18 protein-coding genes are annotated in these 21,121 nt (G+C 51.7%); 9 read left to right on the plus strand and 9 right to left on the minus strand.

The features are described 5' to 3' along the window. Window positions 1-378: 378 nt before the first annotated feature. Window positions 379-1,131 carry a phage antirepressor KilAC domain-containing protein gene (locus PSE_RS03625; RefSeq protein WP_014283607.1) on the minus strand — a complete coding sequence of 251 codons (753 nt, stop codon included), beginning with the start codon at window positions 1,129-1,131 and terminating at the stop codon, window positions 379-381. A gap of 76 nt (window positions 1,132-1,207) precedes the next feature. Between PSE_RS03625 and PSE_RS03630 the strand changes: the two genes are divergently transcribed. Next, on the plus strand, window positions 1,208-1,762 hold the full coding sequence (locus PSE_RS03630) for a phage terminase small subunit (protein WP_014283608.1): 555 nt from the start codon (window positions 1,208-1,210) through the stop codon (window positions 1,760-1,762). An 11-nt stretch (window positions 1,763-1,773) separates the two neighbouring features. On the opposite strand, the gene PSE_RS03635 is transcribed toward PSE_RS03630, so the two are convergent. The 4 genes from PSE_RS03635 to PSE_RS03645 all read right to left on the minus strand — a co-directional run bounded on the left by PSE_RS03635 (window position 1,774) and on the right by PSE_RS03645 (window position 4,883). Then, window positions 1,774-2,400, minus strand: a complete 627-nt coding sequence (locus tag PSE_RS03635) for a helix-turn-helix domain-containing protein (protein ID WP_041767921.1) — start codon at window positions 2,398-2,400, stop codon at window positions 1,774-1,776. Between the two features lie 82 nt (window positions 2,401-2,482). Further along, window positions 2,483-2,683 carry an AlpA family transcriptional regulator gene (locus tag PSE_RS27835; protein WP_083841544.1) on the minus strand — a complete coding sequence of 67 codons (201 nt, stop codon included), beginning with the start codon at window positions 2,681-2,683 and terminating at the stop codon, window positions 2,483-2,485. A 203-nt stretch (window positions 2,684-2,886) separates the two neighbouring features. Then, entirely contained in the window at window positions 2,887-4,077 is a 1,191-nt protein-coding gene (locus PSE_RS03640) for a site-specific integrase (protein ID WP_014283610.1), read from the minus strand. A gap of 200 nt (window positions 4,078-4,277) precedes the next feature. Then, window positions 4,278-4,883 carry a bifunctional 2-polyprenyl-6-hydroxyphenol methylase/3-demethylubiquinol 3-O-methyltransferase UbiG gene (locus PSE_RS03645; protein WP_041767924.1) on the minus strand — a complete coding sequence of 202 codons (606 nt, stop codon included), beginning with the start codon at window positions 4,881-4,883 and terminating at the stop codon, window positions 4,278-4,280. Between the two features lie 191 nt (window positions 4,884-5,074). On the opposite strand from PSE_RS03645, the gene PSE_RS03650 reads away from it, so the two are divergent. Next, window positions 5,075-6,271, plus strand: coding sequence for a Gfo/Idh/MocA family protein (locus PSE_RS03650; protein ID WP_014283612.1), 1,197 nt, complete (start codon window positions 5,075-5,077; stop codon window positions 6,269-6,271). A gap of 43 nt (window positions 6,272-6,314) precedes the next feature. Here the strand turns inward: PSE_RS03650 and PSE_RS03655 are convergent, their stop codons facing one another. The 4 genes from PSE_RS03655 to PSE_RS03670 all read right to left on the minus strand — a co-directional run bounded on the left by PSE_RS03655 (window position 6,315) and on the right by PSE_RS03670 (window position 10,442). Continuing rightward, complete coding sequence (locus tag PSE_RS03655; protein ID WP_014283613.1) at window positions 6,315-7,760, minus strand: uracil-xanthine permease family protein; 1,446 nt, start codon at window positions 7,758-7,760, stop codon at window positions 6,315-6,317. Between the two features lie 30 nt (window positions 7,761-7,790). Beyond that, entirely contained in the window at window positions 7,791-8,294 is a 504-nt protein-coding gene (locus PSE_RS03660) for an ureidoglycolate lyase (protein ID WP_014283614.1), read from the minus strand. A 6-nt stretch (window positions 8,295-8,300) separates the two neighbouring features. Then, entirely contained in the window at window positions 8,301-9,134 is an 834-nt protein-coding gene (locus PSE_RS03665) for a bifunctional allantoicase/(S)-ureidoglycine aminohydrolase (protein WP_041768861.1), read from the minus strand. Window positions 9,135-9,500: 366 nt separating this feature from the next. Then, a complete protein-coding gene (locus PSE_RS03670; RefSeq protein WP_014283616.1) occupies window positions 9,501-10,442 on the minus strand; it encodes a LysR family transcriptional regulator in 942 nt (313 codons plus the stop codon). A 234-nt stretch (window positions 10,443-10,676) separates the two neighbouring features. On the opposite strand from PSE_RS03670, the gene PSE_RS03675 reads away from it, so the two are divergent. The 7 genes from PSE_RS03675 (at window position 10,677) to PSE_RS03705 (ending at window position 21,112) form a co-directional block, all read left to right on the plus strand. Next, a complete protein-coding gene (locus tag PSE_RS03675) occupies window positions 10,677-12,023 on the plus strand; it encodes a nitrate/nitrite transporter (RefSeq protein WP_014283617.1) in 1,347 nt (448 codons plus the stop codon). A 61-nt stretch (window positions 12,024-12,084) separates the two neighbouring features. Then, window positions 12,085-13,470, plus strand: coding sequence for a NarK family nitrate/nitrite MFS transporter (locus PSE_RS03680; RefSeq protein ID WP_014283618.1), 1,386 nt, complete (start codon window positions 12,085-12,087; stop codon window positions 13,468-13,470). Between the two features lie 25 nt (window positions 13,471-13,495). After that, the gene (locus PSE_RS03685) at window positions 13,496-17,245 is read left to right on the plus strand and encodes a nitrate reductase subunit alpha (protein ID WP_014283619.1); all 3,750 of its coding nucleotides are present in this window, start codon (window positions 13,496-13,498) and stop codon (window positions 17,243-17,245) included. Continuing rightward, complete coding sequence (gene narH / locus PSE_RS03690) at window positions 17,242-18,783, plus strand: nitrate reductase subunit beta (RefSeq protein ID WP_008548812.1); 1,542 nt, start codon at window positions 17,242-17,244, stop codon at window positions 18,781-18,783. Before PSE_RS03685 ends, narH begins: the two co-directional genes overlap by 4 nt. Further along, window positions 18,780-19,502 carry a nitrate reductase molybdenum cofactor assembly chaperone gene (gene narJ, locus PSE_RS03695; protein WP_014283620.1) on the plus strand — a complete coding sequence of 241 codons (723 nt, stop codon included), beginning with the start codon at window positions 18,780-18,782 and terminating at the stop codon, window positions 19,500-19,502. Before narH ends, narJ begins: the two co-directional genes overlap by 4 nt. Window positions 19,503-19,504: 2 nt before the next feature. Beyond that, window positions 19,505-20,218 carry a respiratory nitrate reductase subunit gamma gene (gene narI, locus PSE_RS03700; protein WP_008548281.1) on the plus strand — a complete coding sequence of 238 codons (714 nt, stop codon included), beginning with the start codon at window positions 19,505-19,507 and terminating at the stop codon, window positions 20,216-20,218. Between the two features lie 6 nt (window positions 20,219-20,224). After that, a complete protein-coding gene (locus tag PSE_RS03705) occupies window positions 20,225-21,112 on the plus strand; it encodes a peptidylprolyl isomerase (protein ID WP_014283621.1) in 888 nt (295 codons plus the stop codon). The last annotated feature ends 9 nt before the right edge of the window (window positions 21,113-21,121 follow it).

Here is a 21,121-nt window from a genome sequence, read left to right on the forward strand (position 1 = left end):
AGGTTACTTCAACTTACATAGGCGTTGTTGCATAAAGGTGTCTTTGGCATTTATGTAGAGGCAAAATTTTGTGAACTAAGCTGCTACTATGCCATTCAAACACAATGTTTCTCGGCGGGACAAATTTCCGAAGGCGGCGTGTCGGGTCAACAACTGGCCGGAGCATAATGAAAGCCTGCGCCGTCGCGGCTATGTGACGATTTGGGTTGCTAATGACGTTGCCAGGGCCTGGTTCGCCCCACGCAGCAATGCCCTTTGTAGGGGCGTATGAATCGGATCAGCGACCCAAGTCGCTGTTCGCTGGACGGCGGCCCTGTGCAAATATTGCTTTGTGTCAATTAAAAAATGATAGCAATTGATAGCGTTAGCTACAGATAGCTAACGATGCTTAGCCCTATCACGCCAAAGTTTCGAGATCCATTCAAAGCCTTTGTTGGTGAATAGGCTTTGGTTATAGGACCGACTTGCGCGGGGCACGGCTTTAACTTTGAACCGTCCAGCGGTGATGTGTATTTTCTTCGGCATTAGCACGCGGTTAGCCCCTCTGAACATAATCCCGGTCGAAACCAGCCAGTTTATAAAATACCGTTCGTTTGCTTCCAGTAGCTTTGCAGTGTCCCGGATGTTGATCAGGCCACTTGATGAAACGTACGTGTCTACAAACTTCACGCTTTGGGCGGATTCCTCTACGACTTCTTCCAGCATTTCAACTTGCTGTTTGGTTTCCTGAAGCTCTTTCTTCTGCGCAAGGAAGGCTTGCCCCTGTTCTACGGCGTAGCGGGCCATAGCGTCCGGGTCATTGAAATCCAGCGGGGCAGGGGCTTTAGCTTCCAGTTCGGCAAGTCGCGTCACTATGGCGTGTCTGAGGGGCACTGAGTAGCCGCTGATTAAAGTCATGACCAAATCACGGGGCAGTTTGTAGCACTGCTGAGCGCGTCCGTAAGCGTCGTGATAGATGTATCCAAAACTGGATAGATCTACGTCGGGCAGGTCATCAATCATGCTTTCAATGTCCCTGCGTATGTGGTGGTGCTTCTTATTGCACAGACGGGCAATCTCCAAGCTTGTCATTGTGATTTCGTCTTGGTGACTGGTTCCAAGGGTGAGGGGGAGGTTGAAACCGTGTTCCATGTCATTACCCTTACGTTAACCGGATTAGTTTCCTGTTTTCGGTCAGCTAGGTGTATGGCAGTATGATCAATCGCCTATGGAAGTTGGTGGGGCGTCTTTGCTTGCTTGTGGGGCAGATCTCAATCAAACTCCAATGTCCTCTTTTAATCAGGGCCTTTGCATCGCTCCACATTTTGCTAATATTGCAAAAGGGGAGGAGGAGATGGATCAAAAAAAGCGGGGCCGTCCATGTTTCATAATCACTGAGGAGTTATGTCAGCGGGTGAGGGAACTAGCTGCTCAGGGCCTTTCAGAGCGTCAGGTTGCGTCTGTATTGGGCGTTCACCAATCTACCCTCATCCGAAAGAAAAAGCAGCACAGCTCATTCTTGAATGCCATTGAGCGGGGGAAAGCAGAAGGTGTCGCTCAAGTCAGCAATGCATTGTTCCGCAAGGCCTTGGACGGTAATGTTACTGCGCAAATGTTCTTTCTGAAAACGAGGGACCCAGAGAACTGGGCTGACCGTAAGGAAACTCGCGAGTCCGAGCTAGTAAGCTCATTACCGAGGGAGAAGGCTGAACATTCGGACCTAGAGTTTGCTCGCCGAGTGGCATTTTTACTTCATAAAGGGATCATGCAGCAGTCATCTTAGGTGCAGCCTGATCAGGTGGCTTGTCTTTGATGATTGTAGACTACAGCGAGGTCATTTTCTGTTGCGACCCATACGGACTTACAATCTCGGCCCTGTCGTAATTCTGGCTGAAGCTCTACTGGTAGGGTATGAATGCGTTGTGACCAGAACGGATCATTTTCCTCAATAAAATAGAGATTATCAATCTTGGCGAGACGCTGAAGATTTGCAGTGAACTCAGCAGGTCTTGTTTGTGCATTGTCTTTTGCTTTGCTTTTGTAGGTTTTAAGGAGATCTCCACAGACCCTAGGGTAGGGTCTGCTTGGACCTAGGTTAGTGTCTGTATAGACCCCAGTCTGGGGTTTCGGGAAACAACATAAGTATCTTTTGGTTCCCACCTGATTGATAACTTCGATTGGTTTAATGAAACCGCCTGCTTTTAATTTCCGAATGCATCTCTTAACTACAGGAAGACTCCTTTTACTTTTGGATGCGAGTGTTGGCTGAGTGGGGAATGCACAACCGGTTTCTGCGTTAAAGAAGTCCGCCAACACGCTCGCAACCATGAACTCGCTGGGCGTCAATCCAGCCATATCAATCACTTGTTCCTTCCATTTGCGGATCACCGAGTAGCTGTAAGGGTACGTCTTTTTTGGCATGGTAAACCGTTCACGAACATAAGATATCATTCGCATACGGCGCTTCGTATGCGTTGATTATCGGCCCATTTGTCATCAAAGATTAACGCGGAGCGTTTGCTGCCGCGCGAGTATCCGCCCAAGCGAGTATTTCGCTTTTACGCCATCGAACTGTACGTCCGATTAGTTTTATAGGGGGAGGAAAGTCCCCATTTGCAAGGAGTTTATAAATTGTTGATCGCGATAGCCCAAGGATGGACTCGACTTCTCGCCGCGCAATATAGCGATCATGGAACTCAGACATGAGTCTTCCTTTCCAAGTAATTGGGGTTGAGTTTTACGGAAAGAAAGAAAATCTGATCCAATCAGCGTTATTAGTTTACGTTACGTAATTTATACAGTCAAGGAAGACCTAAGAACAGTACGAACATAATTTAAAATCCAACAGAGCCTTGAATTTCGAATGAGAGACCACGTTGGTGGTGTGTGGAAACCAAAAGTACCGCTCTAACTCAACGCGATAATCTTTGCGCCTCTTTGGCATATATAAGCCTCCCACCTCTCCATCAGATCACGCCGCTTCTCAAGCAGATCTGAGCGTGCATAGGCAGCTTCAGCTTTGTCCTTAATTGTATGGGCTAGAGCTTTCTCTACGACCTCACGGGCAATATTTGTCCGCTCCTGTGCCCATGTTCGAAATGTAGTTCTGAAGCCATGTACATGCACATCAAACCCCAGTTCCTTGACTAGTTTAGACATCGTCATATCGGAGAAAGGCTTGCCTTCCTTTGCTCCCGGAAAAATTAATCCGGTATCGCCGAATAATTCCTTCGCCTGCTGAAGAATTGAAACCATACGCGGAGTTAAAGGAATTTTATGTTCTTGTTTTGCCTTCATGCGTGATGCTGGGATGGTCCAAACTTTAAGCGTTAGGTCAACTTCCTCCCAAACAGCTAAACGCACCTCCCCACTTCGACATGCAGTGAGAATGGTCAGTTCAAGGGCAAGCTTGACCGAACGGCTTGCCGCTGATTGGTCAAGTACGGAGAGAAAATTGCGGATGTTAGAATAGGGCAACGCCTTGTGGTGAGCTTTGGTCTTTTCTTGTTTGGGAAGCGCTTGCGCGATTGCATCTATAGGATTGTCTTGTCGCCAGCCTTTTGCAATTGCCCATTTCAAGACGAGGCCAATACGTTGCTTGATACGTCGTGCCGTTTCCGCCTTCTTCAACCAAATAGGTGAAAGGACTGCCAGAATATCAGCAGAACTGACGTCAGAGACCTTTATTTTTCCGATCTTTGGAAAAACATAGGTTTCCAGCGTACTGATAAATTGCTTGCCATGTTTTTCGTTGCGCCATGTGGGAAGGTTCACTTTATGGACTTCTCGCGCAGCTGCTTCAAAAGTCAAAATGGCTTTTTGCCTCCTGCGGGCTGTCAGAGGGTCATCCCCTCTTAGTGCTTTGCGTTTATTCTCATACGCACGGTCTCTCGCCTCTGCTAATGTCGTTAAAGGATAAGAACCTAAACCGATTTCACAGCGTTTACTGCGAATTGTTATGCGTTGTATCCATTGCTTTGCTCCGCTGGCCTTTACAAGAAGGTACAATCCGTTGCCGTCGAAATACTTGCCCGGCACAATTGCATTTTTTGCGGCTAATGCTGTCAACTGTTTATGCGGTTTACGAATGCTTCTCATACGGATTTCCTCGCCTCTGATCCCCCATTTGATCCCCCACTTCAAGCAAGGAACGCAGAGGACGACGACGGACCAATACGGTATGAGAAAATAAAAAATCTATCAATATCAATAATTTAAAAGAACATTGGCGGACATCCTAGGAACGCCGCGGACTGTGGAAATGCGGACTCACTCTCCGCCATCATTTCTTTGCCTCATCAGCCTTTCTTCCCAATGATCATCGTCAGCCACTTCTCATCCTTACTGTAAGGCTTATTGCTCTGTGTGATACGAGCATCTTGCAGCTCTAAGCTGGGAACATCCGTGAGAATGGCTTTGAAGCGGTCTTCGGTCATCATGGAGAAGCGGCGACCATCATCTCGTGAGATTTCTCCGTCTCCCAGCTTGAAGGATGCGAAGAGGGTGCCGTCGTCTTTGAGTGCATTGCTGAGGTTGGTGAGTGCCAGAGGAAGTTCGGCATAGGGAACGTGAAGCAGAGAAGCATATGCCCAGATTGCATCGTAGATTGGGGGACTGTTGAACGTCTGGAATGTATTTTGTTGAACCTCAATCCCTACGAGTTTGCTCGCAGACTTGGCCATTTCGCTTGAGGCGTCAAAAGCATCCACTTCAAAACCCATCTGCTTGAAAGCGTGAGCATCGCGGCCCGAGCCACAACCTGCATCGAGAACGCGGCCACCTGCAGGAACTCTACTTAGAAAACGCTGATAATGCTCAGTCATATCCAGATGCAAGGTGCGGGCGATGAAGCTCTCGGCATTCTCCTCGTAGTAAGCTTGAGTAGTCTCTTGTGTGTTTGACATGAGAATTCGTGTCCTCGCCTCAGTTTGCAGCAAATCACATGCAGATTTTGAGATAGTTTCCCTGAAAACACCATCACTTTTGCGAAAGACCATTTGCAATTGAAGATCACACACCTAATGATCCTACAGGCTCTGGTAGTGTTGAGGCGCTATTGGATGTTTGAGAGCTTAGGAAATGTGGAGAATGCATAATGACCGTTGAAGCAGCTGAATCACAAAAAGTTTTAGATGCTCCGAAGAAACTGGGACGTCGGCTGCGTCTGGGTATGATTGGTGGCGGTCAGGGCGCATTTATCGGTGCTGTTCACCGCATAGCTGCACGGTTGGATGATCGCTATGAGCTGGTTGCCGGTGCATTGTCTTCAGATCCTGAGCGAGCAAAAGCTTCGGCAGAAGAACTCTTCATCGCACCTGATCGTGCTTATACATCCTTCGAAGAAATGGCAGCAAAAGAGCCTCTTCGGGATGATCCAGTGGATGTGGTGGCAATAGTTACGCCAAATCACATGCATTACCCGGCTGCTTGCGCAATGCTGGAAGCTGGCATTCATGTGATCTGTGATAAGCCGATGACCACCACAAGCGCGGAGAGTAAGAAGCTTGTTCAGCTGGTTGAAGAAACCGGCAAGCTCTTCCTGCTTACGCATAACTATACCGGGTACCCAATGGTGCGGCAGGCGAAAGCCATGGTGGAAGCAGGTGAGCTTGGCAAAATTCGTCTGGTGCAGGTGGAGTATCCGCAGGATTGGCTGACTGAGCCGATCGAGCAGTCCGGTCAAAAGCAAGCGAGCTGGCGCACCGATCCAAAGCGTTCCGGTGCTGGCGGGTGTATCGGAGATATCGGCACGCATGCTTACAACCTCGCGTCATTCGTTTCCGGGATGAAAGCCACGGAAGTTCTAGCCGAACTCACCAGTTTCGTTGAGGGCAGAGTGTTAGATGATGATGTCCAGATGCTGCTACGCTACGAGAGTGGGGCGAAAGGAATGCTTTGGGCCTCTCAAGTTGCTCCGGGTAATGAAAACGGTCTGAGGCTGCGCGTTTATGGCGAAAAAGGTGGTCTCGAATGGGTGCAGGCGGATCCAAACCATCTGGTCTACTCGCCCTATGGAAAATCAAGCTATCGCATCACTCGCGGTGGACCAGATGCAATCGATGCAGCCAACTCTGTCTCGCGTATTCCAGGTGGTCACCCGGAAGGATATCTGGAAGCTTTCGCAACACTTTACAGTGAGTTTGCAGATGTATTGAGTGCGCGGATTTTGGGCCAACCTGAACCAGACTGTAGCAAGCAACTACCAACTGTTGCAGATGGCCTTGATGGATTGAAGTTCATCGAAACCGCCGTGAAAAGCTCTCAAAACGGCGGTTCCTGGCAAAAGCTTTAGAAACAACGCCCATCGCCACCTGAAAGCGGCGAGGGGCGTTTCTTTAGGCTTGGGAGCCTGCCGGTTTCATTGGGGCATCATCTTGCGATGCCATGCCGCCTGAGACTTCTTCTGTTGCTTCAGCTGAAAGCTCTTCTGGCAGAACAAGATTCAGCACAATCGCAATGAGTGCTGCAGGAAGCAAACCGCTGGTCATCAAGATGCGCAATGTGTCTGGAAGATACTGGACAGCTTTGGGATCCAGCTGCAATCCAAGACCGATGGAAAGCGAGATCGCAAAGATCACCATGTTCCGCCGGTTCCAGTTCACGTCTGACAGCATGGAGACACCTGTCGCAACCACCATGCCAAACATGACGATCACACCGCCGCCGAGCACTTCAATCGGAATGGTGCGGATGATCGCGCCAACTTTTGGCACCAGCCCACACAAGATCAGGAACAGAGCTCCAATCGTCACCACATGACGGCTCATAACGCCAGTCATCGCGATCAGGCCAACGTTCTGACTGAAGGACGTGTTGGGCAAACCACCAAAAACACCCGCAATCGCAGTGCCAAAGCCATCTGCATAAGTCGCGCCCTGGATTTCTTTGTCAGTCGCTTCACGGCCTGCACCGCCCTTGGTGATGCCGGAAACGTCGCCAACAGTTTCAACGGCACTCACAAATGCCATCAAGCAGAAGCCAATGACTGCAGCAAGGCTGAAGTCGAAGCCGTAAACAAATGGCATTGGCAGAGCAAAAGAAGCAGACCGGCTCACACTTGCAGCAACACCATCTATGGTCACCATGCCCACCATCATCGCATAAAGATAACCGGCTAGAATGCCGATCACGACGGCGGATACTGCAAGTATCCCGCGGGCATAGAACTTGAGGCCGAGCGTCACAAGAATAACGATTAGCGCAGCTGACCAGTTGAGCATGCTGCCATATTCAGGCTTGCTGATTGCAGGCACTCCGCCAGCGGCATACTGAATACCCACTTTCACCAGCGCCAGACCAATCATGGTCACCACAAGGCCAGTCACAAGCGGTGGCAATGCAAAACGAATGCGGCCAATGAACATGCCGAGAAATGCATGAAACAACCCACCAATCAGAACACCACCAAACAACGCAGGCAGTGCCTCAACACCTTTGCCTGCCACAAGCGGTATCATGATTGGGATGAATGCAAAGCTGGTGCCTTGCACGATTGGCAGCCGTGCACCGACAGCGCCCATTCCGATGGTTTGAAAGAGTGTGGCGATCCCTGCGAAGAGCATGGACATCTGGATCATGTAGGTCATGTCCGGAAAGCCCTGCGCCCCCGCATCAGAGCCAAATCCAAAACCGGCAGCACCTGCAATGATGATAGCTGGCGTGACGTTTGAAACAAACATGGCAAGCACGTGCTGAATGCCAAGCGGAACCGCCCTGTGTAAGGCAGGCGTATAGTTGGGATCACGCAGTTGTTCTGGTGTCCCGATGGAATTGCTGGTCATTTAGTCCCCTCCTACTAATGACGCACAGTGTTATTCCGTTATCAGGTAGGCCTCCTTCAGCCAGTGTTCTTCTAGGTTGTTACCGTCCCCAATCCGGTCGACAACGGCGAACAGTCCAGAACCTTTGATGGGGGTCAGGACGCCGTGCCATGTATTGCGTTTGATGTTGATGGATTGGGTCGCACTCGCCAAAAACGCACGCGGGGTTGAAGGCCGTCCACCTTCATCCTCTGCAATGATGACGAGATATTCCGATTGCGCCATTGGAATGAAGCATTGAGATCCCAAGGGATGCCGCTCCAGCATGGTCAGTGTGTGAGGCAAGCTGCGAAGCTCAGCCTGAAACAGGCTCACACCCGCGCGTCCGCCAATAAACTCAACGCCTGCCAGATCAGTAAAGCGCTCACATCTGCCCTCATTGATCATAATGGGCGATGTCATGCCGGCCTCAATCAGCTCGCCAAACGGAGCAAAGGCCTCAGCGGTGAGCTTCTCAATCCTGATAGTGCGCTCTGTGGTGACCTGATCACTCATGGCTGATCACCTTTGAAACGAGCCAAGAGGAGCATGGCGGTTCACGTCTTTGTAAAGCAGATAACGGAAACGCCCCGGACCGCCAGCATAACAAGCTTGCGGACAGAAGGCGCGCAGCCACATAAAGTCACCTGCTTCCACTTCAACCCAGTCATTGTTGAGCCGATAAACAGCCTTACCTTCCAAAACGTATAGGCCGTGCTCCATCACGTGGGTCTCTGCAAACGGGATACAGCCGCCGGGCTCGAAGTTGACGATGTTCACGTGCATATCGTGACGCATGTCATTGGGGTCTACAAAGCGTGTGGTGGTCCAGGCACCGTTGGTATCCGGCATCGGGGCGACCACAGCGTTCTTCTCGTGCGTAAACAGCGCATCAGGTTTTGGAATGCCCTCAACCGCCTCATAACGTTTGCGAATCCAATGAAACACGGCTAGCATAGAGCCGTTATTGCAAACTTCATAGTCTGCACCAGCGGGCAGATAGGCATAACCGCCCTCTGACAGCGTAAACGGCTCATTTCCCAGAGTGATTGTGATCTCGCCCTGAACAACAAACATAACCCCTTGCGCCTCTGAATCTGGCTCAGGCTTGAGGGAACCCCCATCCGGTTGAACTTCCATGATGTACTGAGAAAAGGTCTCTGCAAAGCCGGAGAGTGGGCGGGCTATGACCCAGGCACGCGTCTTTTCCCAGAAAGGCAGATTTGATGTCACGATATCGCGCATGACGCCTTTGGGAATGACAGCATACGCATTGGTGAACACTGCCCGGTCTGTCATGACTTGCGTTTGTGGCGGCAAGCCACCTGAGGGAGCATAGAATGACGAAGGCGACATACCTTCAGAAGGCGCATCAAAGACGCGAGGGGGCAGTGTTTGGGTACTCATAATTTATGTTTGTTCCTTCTACGACGCTCCTGCACCTAAGAGGCGAGAGAGCGAAGCAACCCGAATTGATTTGAATTCCTTGCCAGGGGGAGGTGCTCTCGTCGGATTAGGGACCGACGTAGCAATGTTTGAGACACTGGGCATACGTGCTGGCATAAACCGTGTCCTGAAAGCTCATCAGCTGGCAGGCCCACCAAACTCCTCCCAACTATAAGTTTAGCCTAATAAATGAATCGCATTATCAAATAAATTTTGAAAGTGTTTCGCGATTACCTAGAAAAAACAAAGACCTAAAGCTGCTCTGAAGGTGTGATTTTATCCGTTTTGCATATGAGCAGCGTATTGAGAACTCTTGTCTTTTAGGTACGCCTTCAACCGTGCACTCACAAATTTCAGAAACAGCCGGATCTTAGGATCTTGATAGCGCCGATGTGGGAACAGGCATGCTAGGTGCACATTGGAAGGTGGTGTGGCTGTACAGATGGAAACAAGATCACCGCTGAGCAAATGGTCCACCACATCAAACAGTGGTGCGTTGATAATGCCATGATGCTCCAGCGCCCAGTTTACAAGCACATCGCCATCATCAGAGGTGAATGGACCTCCCACTGCAAAGCTCTGTTTGCCTTCTACAGTTTGCAAGACCCAGCGGTTTTCAGAGGAGCCGGGGAACTGCAGCAGCAAGCAGTCGTGCTTACCGTGCTGTAAGTCTGCTCCTTGTTTCGGCTCTCCACGACGGTCCAGATAAGCAGGTGAAGCACACAGTACACGTGGGCAATCCAGCAGGTTTTTCAGCCGCATTTCAGAGTTTGGCAACTGTCCCAGAATGAATGCCAGATCCAGCCCTTCTCCCGTGATGTTGAGTGGGCGATCAGACAACCTGAGACGCACGTGGATCTCTGGGTAGGCCTCATGAAATTCAGGAATAAGCGGTGCGATCAAACGTCGCCCTATGCCCAGTGGCGCGGAAATGAAGATCGAGCCACGAGGGGTGTTTGTCACCTCATGGACAGCAGCTTCTGCCTCTTCCATCGCCTCCAGCATCTTGCGGGCGCCAGGGTAAAAAATGCTACCTTGCTCAGTGGGTTGGATCGTTCGAGTGGTACGATTGAATAAGCGAATGCCAAGGTGCTTCTCAAGCTCTCCAATGCGTGAAGAAGCCACTGCCGGAGACACATGCATATCCCGCGCCGCTGCAGACATGCTGCCAAGCTCAAATACACGCACAAACATCCTGACATTGTTGATGTAAGACATTGCTTTATCTTCGAAATCCCCGCCTCAAACAGAAACATATCAGCATCACAGTGTTCTGGATAGGCGTTTTTCGTCGTAGGCAGGGTGGAAATAAAACATAGTTTTACTCCAAGTTGTATTTCAATTTTACTCGTTTAGTCTTGTTCTTTCTAGGTGTTACTCTACTTTTGAGTGCTAATGCTCCTGAGATTCTATGTGGATTGTCTTACCTGCTAGAATTCAGGAACAAATACTATGCATTCACTTGAGGGTGTTACTCGCTCAGATCAATACAGAGCATTGGGGCTCAGTACCTTTGCTTTTACTATCTGCTTTGCAGTTTGGACTATTTTCTCCATCATCGGCGTACGGATTAAAGGCGAATTAGGCCTGTCAGATACGCAATTCGGCCTGCTGGTCGCGACCCCGGTACTTACCGGTTCTGTCAGCCGCATTTTCCTAGGTGTCTGGACAGAACAGTTTGGCGGTCGAATTATGTTCCCGCTGCAGATGCTCATCACAGCTGTCTGTGTCTGGCTACTCACCTCAGTACAAACCTATGAAGTCTTTCTTCTAGCCGCCCTGGGCCTCGGATTGGCCGGCGGCTCTTTTATTATCGGCGTCGCCTACGTCTCGCAGTGGTTTGAAAAAGAGAAGCAAGGTACCGCTCTTGGCATCTTCGGTGCAGGTAATGTCGGCGCTGCCGTCACCAACTTTGTAGCTCCCTTTCTCGTTGTCGCTGTTGGGTGGGAAGGCACCGCCCGCGTCTACGCCATTGTTTTGGCGATCACGGCAGTCCTTTTCTATCTGATCAGTAAGGATGACCCTGCACAGCAAGAGCGAAAGAAAGAAGGCAAGCAAGCCGTCTCGACAGCGGAACAGCTCGCACCTCTCAAGAACCTGCAAGTCTGGCGCTTTGCGACTTATTACTTTTTCGTCTTCGGTGCCTTCGTGGCACTCGCATCATTCTTGCCGAGATATTACACCGGCGCTTATGGACTGGAGCTGACAACGGCTGGTGTGTTCGCCGGCCTTTATTCATTGCCAGGGTCTGTTTTCCGAGCGCTGGGCGGTTGGATGTCTGACAAGTGGGGCGCTCGCTTTGTCATGTACCTCACCTTCATTGTCTCGCTCATCTGCCTGTTCCTGCTCAGCTATCCAGAAACCTCTTATTTCGTCAGCGGTATCGAAGGACCGATTGAGTTCACTTTCGGCCTCGGTGTCGGGGCATTTGTTTCCGTAACCGTTGTGCTCGGCTTCGTCATGAGCCTTGGCAAAGCGGCAGTCTACAAACATATCCCGGTTTACTACCCGTATCACGTCGGTGCAGTGGGTGGACTTGTTGGCATGATCGGTGGCCTTGGTGGTTTCTTCCTCCCAATCGCCTTCGGCATTCTGCTGGATTGGACTGGCGTTTGGACCGCTCCCTTCATGCTTCTCTTCATCATCGTCGCCGTCTCAACCGTGTGGATGCATGTCGCCATCCGCAGAATGGAGCGCAAGCGTTACCCAGAATTACAAGAGGAAACCGACCTTTCTGATCTTCCGGAAGAGCCTGTCGAAGGCCCTGACGGACCAGCAGGTGCAGACAAATACCCATAACCAGCGAAGCCCTTTCTGGACACCGGTCTAGGGAGGGCATGTAGCCAAAAGGAATAAATGTATGTCTGATGATAAAACCCAAGCAGGGCACACACTCATTGATTGGAGGCCGGACGAACCGGATTTTTGGGAGACCAAAGGTAAAGCGATTGCCTCACGAAACCTTTGGATCTCAATTCCAGCTTTGCTGCTGGCGTTCTCTGTGTGGCTGGTATGGAGTGTTGTTGTTGCACGACTTCCTGCGATTGGGTTTGATTATACAACAGACGAACTTTTCCTTCTGGCAGCGCTGCCAGGCCTGTCCGGCGCAACGCTTAGGATCTTCTATTCTTTCATGGTGCCGATCTTCGGTGGCCGCCTCTGGACAACACTGACCACGGCCTCGCTCCTCTTGCCAGCTTTAGGCATCGGCTACGCGGTTCAGGACCCTGAAACCCCCTATGCCATCTTCCTGCTTTTGGCTCTGCTATGTGGTTTCGGTGGCGGCAACTTCGCGTCTTCCATGGCCAACATCGCTTTCTTCTATCCAAAGAAAGAGAAGGGCAATGCACTCGCTCTCAATGCTGGCCTAGGAAACCTTGGCGTGTCCGTTATGCAGTTTGTTGTTCCGCTTGTCATCACGGCAGGTGTTTTCGGTGCGATTGGCGGAGCTCCCCAAGTCCTTGAAGATGGATCGCAACTCTGGATTCAGAATGCTGGTTTTATTTGGGTTCCTTTCCTCGTTCTGGCGACATTGGCAGCATGGTTCGGCATGAACGATATCGCCGATGCAAAGGCGAGCTTCAAAGAGCAATCCATCATCTTCTCCAGAGCGCATAACTGGATCATGTGCATCCTCTACACCGGTACATTCGGTAGCTTCATCGGTTACTCCGCTGGCTTCCCGCTGCTGATGAAAACCCAGTTCCCGGAAGTGAATGCACTTTCCTACGCGTTCCTCGGCCCTCTTGTTGGCGCGTTATCCCGTGCAGGCACGGGTTGGGTTTCAGATAAGTATGGCGGTGGCCGCGTAACCTTCTGGACCTTCCTGTTCATGGCTGTGGCCGTTGGCGGTGTGCTTTTCTTCCTGTCGATCAAAACAGAGCCGGGTGCTTTCTGGGGCTTCTTTGCCTGCTTCATGGCGCTGTTCTTCCTGACAGGTGTTGGCAACGCTTCCACCTTCCAGATGATCCCAACCATCATGCGTCAACAGGTCGGCCTCTTGATGCCAGAGCTGGATGCAACAGCTCACCTGCGCCAGTCAGAGCGTGAAAGCGCAGCAATCATCGCGTTCACCTCCGCCATCGCAGCCTATGGTGCCTTCTTCATCCCCAAAGCCTACGGCACATCCATCGCCTACACCGGTGGTCCTGATGCTGCGCTTTGGGCCTTCGGCATCTTCTACGTGATCTGTCTGGTGATCACTTGGTTCTTCTACACCCGTAAGGGTGCATCCGTTCCGTGCTAAGCAAATAAAGTGAAGGGCATTTCTGATGTCTCTACTCCTCGATAAACTGAACTTTTTCGCAAAACAGGACACTGGTACCTTTGCAAACGGGCACGGTGTTACGACGAACGAGAACAGAAACTGGGAAGACAGCTATCGAAAGCGATGGCAGTACGACAAGATCGTACGTTCAACCCATGGCGTGAACTGTACAGGGTCCTGCTCCTGGAAGATCTACGTCAAAGGCGGGATCATCACTTGGGAAACCCAGCAAACGGATTACCCGCGCACACGCCCAGATCTGCCAAACCATGAGCCGCGCGGTTGCTCCCGTGGTGCCAGCTACAGTTGGTACATCTACTCCGCAAACCGCGTAAAACACCCGCTCATCCGCTCCCGCCTTATCAAGCTTTGGCGCAAGGAGCGTACGGTGAAATCACCTGTAGCTGCGTGGACTGCCATTCAGGAAGACCCAGCCAAGCGTTCAGACTACATGAAGGTACGCGGACACGGCGGTTTTGTGCGGGCCACATGGGAAGAGGTCAACGAAATCATCGCGGCAGCAAATGCTTACACCGCGAAGAAATGGGGCCCAGACCGCGTTGTTGGCTTCTCGCCAATTCCGGCCATGTCCATGATCTCCTATGCAGCAGGCACCCGTTACCTGTCACTGCTCGGCGGCACTTGCATGTCGTTCTACGACTGGTACTGCGATCTGCCACCAGCCTCACCGCAAACTTGGGGTGAGCAAACGGATGTACCAGAATCCGCAGACTGGTACAATGCTGGCTTCCTGATGCTGTGGGGCTCAAACGTTCCGCAGACCCGCACACCAGATGCGCACTTCTATACTGAGGTTCGCTATAAAGGCACCAAGTCAGTTGTGGTCTCTCCAGATTATTCAGAGGCTGCGAAGTTCTCTGACCTCTGGCTCCATCCAAAGCAAGGCACAGATGCGGCACTGGCGATGGCCATGGGCCACGTCATTTTGCGGGAATATCATTTAGACAGGCAGGCGGATTACTTCGAAGAATACTGCCGCAAATATTCCGATATGCCGCTGTTGGTTCGCCTCGTCAAGAAAGACGGCAAATACATCCCGGAACGACTCATCAGAGCCTCAGAGTTTGCTGACAAGCTGGGCGAAGAAAACAATCCGGAATGGAAGACCGTTGCCATCGATCGCAAATCGAAGAAGGTTGTGGTCCCTCATGGCTCTATCGGCTTCCGCTGGGGCGAAAAAGGCAAATGGAATCTGGAAGAGAAGGATGGTGCAGGCAAAGACACAGATCTTGCCATGTCCTTCATCGACAAAGCCGATCACGATGAGATTGCTGAAGTTGCTTTCCCATACTTTGGCAATCTCGAGCACGATCACTTTGAAGGCACCAACCATGACAGCGTTATGGTCCGCAAGGTTCCCGTCAAAAAGCTCAAACTGACAGAAGGCGAAACACTCGTCGCCTCTGTGTTTGATCTGTTCGTGGCAAACTATGGCCTAGACCGGGGGCTGGATGATCCAAACTCTGCCAAATCTTACGATGAAGAGTTGCCCTACACTCCTGCATGGGCAGAGAAGATCACAGGTGTTCCTAAAGATCACATCATCACGACCGCCCGCGAGTTTGCGAGTAATGCGGAGAAGACCAACGGACGCTCCATGGTCATCCTCGGTGCCGGTCTGAACCACTGGTACCACATGGATATGAATTACCGCGGCATCATCAATCTGCTGGTGATGTGCGGCTGTGTCGGTCAGTCTGGTGGTGGCTGGAGCCACTATGTGGGACAGGAAAAACTCCGCCCACAAACTGGCTGGACAGCCCTCGCATTTGCCTTGGACTGGGCCCGCCCACCACGGCATATGAACTCCACCTCCTTCTTCTACGCGCACACAGATCAATGGCGCTATGAAACACTGAAGGTGGATGAGATCATCTCTCCAACCGCGCCTGAGGGAGATTGGAATGCATCGCTGATTGACTACAACATCCGAGCAGAACGGATGGGCTGGCTACCATCAGCACCTCAGCTCCAAACCAACTCACTTCAGGTCGCCAAAGACGCAGAAGCAAGCGGCAAAGACGCAAAAGACTACGTTGCCCAGGAACTCAAATCAGGCAGCCTGAAACTGTCCTGTGAAGATCCGGATAACGAAGCCAACTGGCCGCGTAACCTGTTCGTCTGGCGCTCCAATCTGCTGGGTTCCTCCGGTAAAGGCCACGAATACTTCCTCCGTCACCTGCTTGGCACCGAACATGGTGTGCTGGGTAAGGATCTGGGAGAAGAAGGCCGCCAGCGCGCCAAGGAAGCTGTCTGGCACGACAATGCACCAGAAGGAAAGCTCGACCTGCTGGTCACGCTGGACTTCCGTATGTCCACCACAGCGGTCTACTCCGATATCGTGCTGCCAACAGCAACATGGTATGAGAAAAACGACCTCAACACTTCGGACATGCACCCCTTCATTCACCCACTTTCCAGCGCAGCTGACCCTGCTTGGGAAGCCCGCAGTGACTGGGAAATTTTCAAGGGCATTGCCAAGTCATTCTCTGAGGTCTCTCAGGAAGTCCTCGGCAAGGAAAAGGACGTCGTCCTTGTCCCAATCCTGCATGATACCGCAGGTGAGATTGCCCAGCCATTTGATGTAGAGGACTGGAAGACAGGCGATATCGAGCCGCAACCGGGCAAGACAATGCCAAACGTTGTGGTGATTGAGCGTGATTATCCAAATGTCTACAAGCGCTTCACAGCTCTTGGCCCGTTGATGGACAAGCTTGGTAACGGTGGCAAAGGCATCAGTTGGAACACCGAGCATGAAGTTAAACTCCTCAAAGGTCTCAATGGTGAGGTTCTGGAAGACGGCCCAACCAAAGGCTTTGCGAAGATTGAGACAGATATCGATGCAACAGAGGTTGTCCTGTCTCTGGCTCCGGAAACCAACGGTGAAGTTGCCGTGAAAGCTTGGGCTGCGCTCTCCGAGTTCACTGGTAGAGACCACACCCATCTGGCTTTGCCGAAGGAAGAGGAGAAGATCCGCTTCCGCGATATTGTGGCTCAACCACGCAAGATCATCTCCTCACCAACATGGTCTGGTCTGGAATCCGAACATGTCTGCTACAACGCGGGCTACACCAATGTGCATGAGCTGATCCCATGGCGCACCATCTCCGGTCGTCAGCAGCTCTATCAGGATCACCTCTGGATGCGTGCCTTTGGTGAAGGCTTCTGTGTGTACAGGCCACCGATAGACACCAAAGGCATCAAGCCTGTCATCGACGATAAGTCGCTGGGCAGAAAGCAATTGGTGCTCAACTTCATCACTCCGCACCAGAAGTGGGGCATCCACTCCACCTACACCGACAACTTGTTGATGCTCACGCTCAACCGCGGTGGACCTGTGGTCTGGATCTCTGAAGTTGATGCGCAGAAAGCCGATATTGAGGACAACGACTGGGTTGAAGTCTTCAATATCAACGGTGCGCTTGTTGCCCGTGCGGTGGTCTCCCAGCGCATGAAAGAGGGCACGATCTACATGTATCACGCTCAGGAAAAGATCGTGAATACACCGGGATCAGAGCTCACCGGACAGCGCGGTGGTATCCATAACTCGGTCACCAGAGCCGTGACCAAACCAACGCATATGATTGGCGGATACGCCCAGCAATCCTACGGCTTCAACTACTATGGAACGGTTGGCTCCAACCGCGATGAGTTCGTTGTGGTTCACAAACTGGAAGAAGTGAACTGGATGGAAGAACCACTGGATGACAGTGGTCAGGAGGCAGCAGAATGAAAGTCCGCGCACAAGTCGGAATGGTGCTGAATCTGGATAAATGCATTGGCTGCCACACCTGTTCAGTGACCTGTAAAAACGTTTGGACCAACCGTGAAGGTGTCGAGTACGCCTGGTTCAACAACGTTGAAACCAAACCCGGCATTGGTTACCCCAAGGATTGGGAGAACCAGAAGCGCTGGAACGGTGGCTGGGTTCGCAAACGCAACGGCAAAATCCAGCCCAAGATGGGTGCCAAATGGCGCATTCTGGCGAAGATTTTTGCCAACCCGGACCTGCCGGAAATCGACGACTATTACGAGCCGTTTGATTACGACTACGAACACCTTCAGGGCGCACCTGAAAGTGCTCAATTCCCAACGGCACGGCCTAAGTCCGCGATCACCGGTGAGCGGATCGAAAAGATCGAATGGGGACCAAACTGGGAGGAAATTCTCGGTGGCGAGTTCTCCAAACGCTCCAAGGATTACAACTTCGAAGGTGTCGAGAAGGAAATCTACGGCGAGTTTGAAAACACCTTCATGATGTACCTGCCACGCCTGTGTGAGCACTGCCTCAATCCAACATGCGTTGCAGCGTGCCCATCCGGTGCGATCTACAAGCGTGAGGATGATGGCATCGTCTTGATTGATCAGGAAAAATGCCGCGGCTGGCGCATGTGCGTCTCTGGTTGCCCCTACAAGAAGATCTACTTCAACTGGTCCTCTGGCAAATCAGAAAAATGCATCTTCTGCTATCCACGCATCGAGTCTGGTCAGCCAACTGTCTGTTCAGAAACCTGTGTGGGCCGCATCCGCTATCTGGGTGTGATCCTCTACGATGCGGATAAGATTGAAGAAGCAGCCTCCACCAAGGATGAGAAGGATCTTTACGAAGAGCAACTCAAGGTCTTCCTTGATCCACATGATCCAAAGGTGATCGAGCAGGCCCGCAAAGATGGTGTTCCTGAAGACTGGCTCAAAGCCGCCCAAGCTTCACCAATCTACAAGATGGCCATCGACTGGAAAGTGGCGTTTCCACTCCATCCAGAGTACCGCACGCTTCCAATGGTTTGGTACATCCCACCTCTCTCCCCAATCCAGAACGCCGCTGAAGCTGGCAAGATTGGATGGGATGGTGAACTACCGGATGTCCGGAGCATGCGCATCCCTGTTCGCTACCTCTCCAACCTGCTCACCGCAGGCAAGGACCAGCCGATCGTCTCTGCGCTGGAACGCATGCTCGCCATGCGCTCTTACATGCGGTCTAAGAGTATCGATGGCGTGGTTAATGAGGAGATCGCAAAACAAGTTGGTCTTACACCTGAACTCATTGAAGACATGTACAAGATCATGGCGATCGCCAACTACGAAGATCGCTTCGTCATCCCAACCACGCACAGAGAAATCTCTGAGGATGCCTACGATGTTCGCGGCTCCTGTGGCTTCTCCTTCGGCAATGGTTGCTCTGGTGGCAGCGATGGAACTGATCTGTTTGGTGGTTCCCGCAAGAAGGCAGTCGAAACTCCAACTGACGTGTTTAAGGAGATGCGCGGATGATTGTCTCCTTAAAAATCCTCTCGCTCCTGCTCAACTACCCAACGCAGGAGCTGCTGGATGATCTACCAGCGCTGAAGGAGGCGGTGAACTCAGACCGCCTGCTCTCGGCAAAAGGCCAGAAGATGATCTGCAATCTATGCGATGATTTGGCCGGCAAAGATCTGTACGAGGTGCAGGAACGCTATGTGTTCCAGTTCGATCGTACACGTTCTCACTCTCTACACCTGTTTGAACACGTGCATGGTGAAAGTAGAGATCGCGGGCAGGCTCTTGTAGACCTGCGTGAGATGTACCTGAAGAACGGATTTGCGGTCGAAACCACAGAACTCCCGGACTACATCCCGCTCTTCCTGGAGTACCTCGCACACCAGCCCTTAACAGAGGCACAAGAACTGCTTGGTCAGACAGCTCATATTTTCGAGGCGCTCCGTTTACGCCTCAAAAAGAAGGGTTCAATCTACGCCAACGCGTTTGCAGCTATTGCTGAAATCAGTAAGGCACAGCCATCAAAAGAGCTCCTCTCCAACATCCTTGCTGAGCCGGATGATGATCCAAACGACCTCGAAGCGATGGATCGCATTTGGCAAGAAGAAGTCGTCAAGTTCGGCGGCAATGCAGGGGAAGGCAGCTGTGGCCCTGACCGGTTGAGAATGCAAATGAGAGCCGCGGACAGACGCCCGCCTGACGCAACCCCACAGAACATCCAGGGGGACCACTAGATATGTCTGGCTTCTTCAACACGTTGTTCTTCGGAATTTACCCGTACATCGCCCTCTCGGTTCTGATTGTTGGAACAATCATCCGATACGACAGAGAACCCTACAGCTGGCGGGCAGGTTCCAGCCAGCTTCTCCGCCGCAAGCAACTGGTCTGGGGCTCTGTGCTCTTCCATGTGGGTGTGATCATCATCTTCCTGGGCCACCTCTTCGGCCTGCTAACCCCCATTGCGATCTTTGATGCACTTGGGATCGGACATGGAACCAAGCAGGTTCTGGCGGTTGTCGTCGGCGGCATTGCTGGGCTCATGGCGATTGTCGGCGCAGGAATGCTTATTCATCGCAGGCTCTATGATGAGCGGGTGAGGGCAGCTTCCAGTGCCATGGACACCTTCATTATCTGCCTACTTGCGTTCCAGCTTCTGCTCGGCCTGGCAACTATCCCGATTTCGCTTCAGCATCTGGATGGGGAAGAAATGGTTAAGTTCATGAGCTGGGCATTGGGCATCTTCACCTTCAATGGTGATGCCGCAACCTATGTCTCAGATGTCTCATGGATCTTCAAGCTGCATCTCTTCTTCGGCCTGACGATCCTGCTCATCTTCCCCTTCACACGCTTGGTGCACATGCTCAGCGTGCCGGCAAGATACTTGTGGCGTCCCGGTTATCAGATCGTACGTGAGCGCAACTCCACCAACTCACGTCATCCGGCAGAGTGAGGTGAAATGGCCAATCTCTACACAAACCCGAACCTGAGTGAGGGTGCTCAGGCAGGCATGGACCTGCCGAGCACCAAAGTGCCACCCAAGAGCAAACCGATCATCACGGATGTGGTGGTCAATGGTGTTCAGATATCTGAGCAAGATATTCTGGCCGAAGCTCAGAACCACCCCGCTGAAAACCCCGGTCAGGCGGTTCAAGCAGCTGCGCGCGCTCTTGTGGTCCGAGAGCTCCTGTTGCAGCAGGCACGTGCATTGAACATCATCGCTGCGCCAGAACAGCATGACGACGGCAGCGAAACCGAAGACGATGCGGCCATCAGGGAACTGATTGAGCAGGAAGTCGATATTCCGTCTGCTTCTCAGGATGAGTGCCTGCGTTATTATGAGAACAACAAGGCTCGCTTCAGCTCAGAGCCAATTTATGAGGCCAGCCATATCCTGTTCGCAGCTGGGTCGGACCAACTCACAGCCCGCAGCATTGCCAAAGCGCGTGCTCATGATGTGATCAAGCTCCTTCAGGATAAACCTGAGTCCTTCGCCGATCTGGCAATGGAGTACTCCGCCTGTCCATCAAAGGAAACCGGCGGAAATCTGGGCCAGCTGACAAAGGGGAGCACGGTTCCTGAGTTTGAAGTCGCCCTTCAGTCGATGCAGGCTGGACAACTGTCAGAGCATCCAATCGAAACCAAGTTCGGCTATCACATCATTTTCCTGAACCGGAAAATTGACGGAAACACTCTGCCATTTGAACATGTTGAGGAAACCATCAGAGCATGGTTGGAAGCTGCAAGTTGGTCCAAAGCAGTCTCTCAATACATCACAATTCTGGCAGGATCTGCAGAAATCAAAGGCATTGATTTACTTGGTACGGACAGTCCCTTAGTTCAGTAAAATTGTAAG

The sequence above is a fragment of the Pseudovibrio sp. FO-BEG1 genome, assembly GCF_000236645.1.
In the GTDB taxonomy this organism is placed as follows: domain Bacteria; phylum Pseudomonadota; class Alphaproteobacteria; order Rhizobiales; family Stappiaceae; genus Pseudovibrio.

Excerpts from the sequence above, each read along its gene's own strand:
- PSE_RS27835 (WP_083841544.1), bottom strand. The coding sequence starts at position 2,683 with ATGTCTGAGTTCCATGATCGCTATATTGCGCGGCGAGAAGTCGAGTCC.
- PSE_RS03705 (WP_014283621.1), top strand. The coding sequence starts at position 20,225 with ATGGCCAATCTCTACACAAACCCGAACCTGAGTGAGGGTGCTCAGGCA.
- PSE_RS03625 (WP_014283607.1), bottom strand. The coding sequence starts at position 1,131 with ATGGAACACGGTTTCAACCTCCCCCTCACCCTTGGAACCAGTCACCAA.
- narJ (WP_014283620.1), top strand. The coding sequence starts at position 18,780 with ATGATTGTCTCCTTAAAAATCCTCTCGCTCCTGCTCAACTACCCAACG.
- PSE_RS03630 (WP_014283608.1), top strand. The coding sequence starts at position 1,208 with ATGGAAGTTGGTGGGGCGTCTTTGCTTGCTTGTGGGGCAGATCTCAAT.
- PSE_RS03685 (WP_014283619.1), top strand. The coding sequence starts at position 13,496 with ATGTCTCTACTCCTCGATAAACTGAACTTTTTCGCAAAACAGGACACT.
- PSE_RS03660 (WP_014283614.1), bottom strand. The coding sequence starts at position 8,294 with ATGAGTGATCAGGTCACCACAGAGCGCACTATCAGGATTGAGAAGCTC.
- PSE_RS03640 (WP_014283610.1), bottom strand. The coding sequence starts at position 4,077 with ATGAGAAGCATTCGTAAACCGCATAAACAGTTGACAGCATTAGCCGCA.
- PSE_RS03670 (WP_014283616.1), bottom strand. The coding sequence starts at position 10,442 with ATGTCTTACATCAACAATGTCAGGATGTTTGTGCGTGTATTTGAGCTT.
- PSE_RS03675 (WP_014283617.1), top strand. The coding sequence starts at position 10,677 with ATGCATTCACTTGAGGGTGTTACTCGCTCAGATCAATACAGAGCATTG.
- PSE_RS03635 (WP_041767921.1), bottom strand. The coding sequence starts at position 2,400 with ATGCCAAAAAAGACGTACCCTTACAGCTACTCGGTGATCCGCAAATGG.
- narI (WP_008548281.1), top strand. The coding sequence starts at position 19,505 with ATGTCTGGCTTCTTCAACACGTTGTTCTTCGGAATTTACCCGTACATC.
- PSE_RS03680 (WP_014283618.1), top strand. The coding sequence starts at position 12,085 with ATGTCTGATGATAAAACCCAAGCAGGGCACACACTCATTGATTGGAGG.
- PSE_RS03645 (WP_041767924.1), bottom strand. The coding sequence starts at position 4,883 with ATGTCAAACACACAAGAGACTACTCAAGCTTACTACGAGGAGAATGCC.
- PSE_RS03655 (WP_014283613.1), bottom strand. The coding sequence starts at position 7,760 with ATGACCAGCAATTCCATCGGGACACCAGAACAACTGCGTGATCCCAAC.
- PSE_RS03650 (WP_014283612.1), top strand. The coding sequence starts at position 5,075 with ATGACCGTTGAAGCAGCTGAATCACAAAAAGTTTTAGATGCTCCGAAG.
- narH (WP_008548812.1), top strand. The coding sequence starts at position 17,242 with ATGAAAGTCCGCGCACAAGTCGGAATGGTGCTGAATCTGGATAAATGC.
- PSE_RS03665 (WP_041768861.1), bottom strand. The coding sequence starts at position 9,134 with ATGTCGCCTTCGTCATTCTATGCTCCCTCAGGTGGCTTGCCGCCACAA.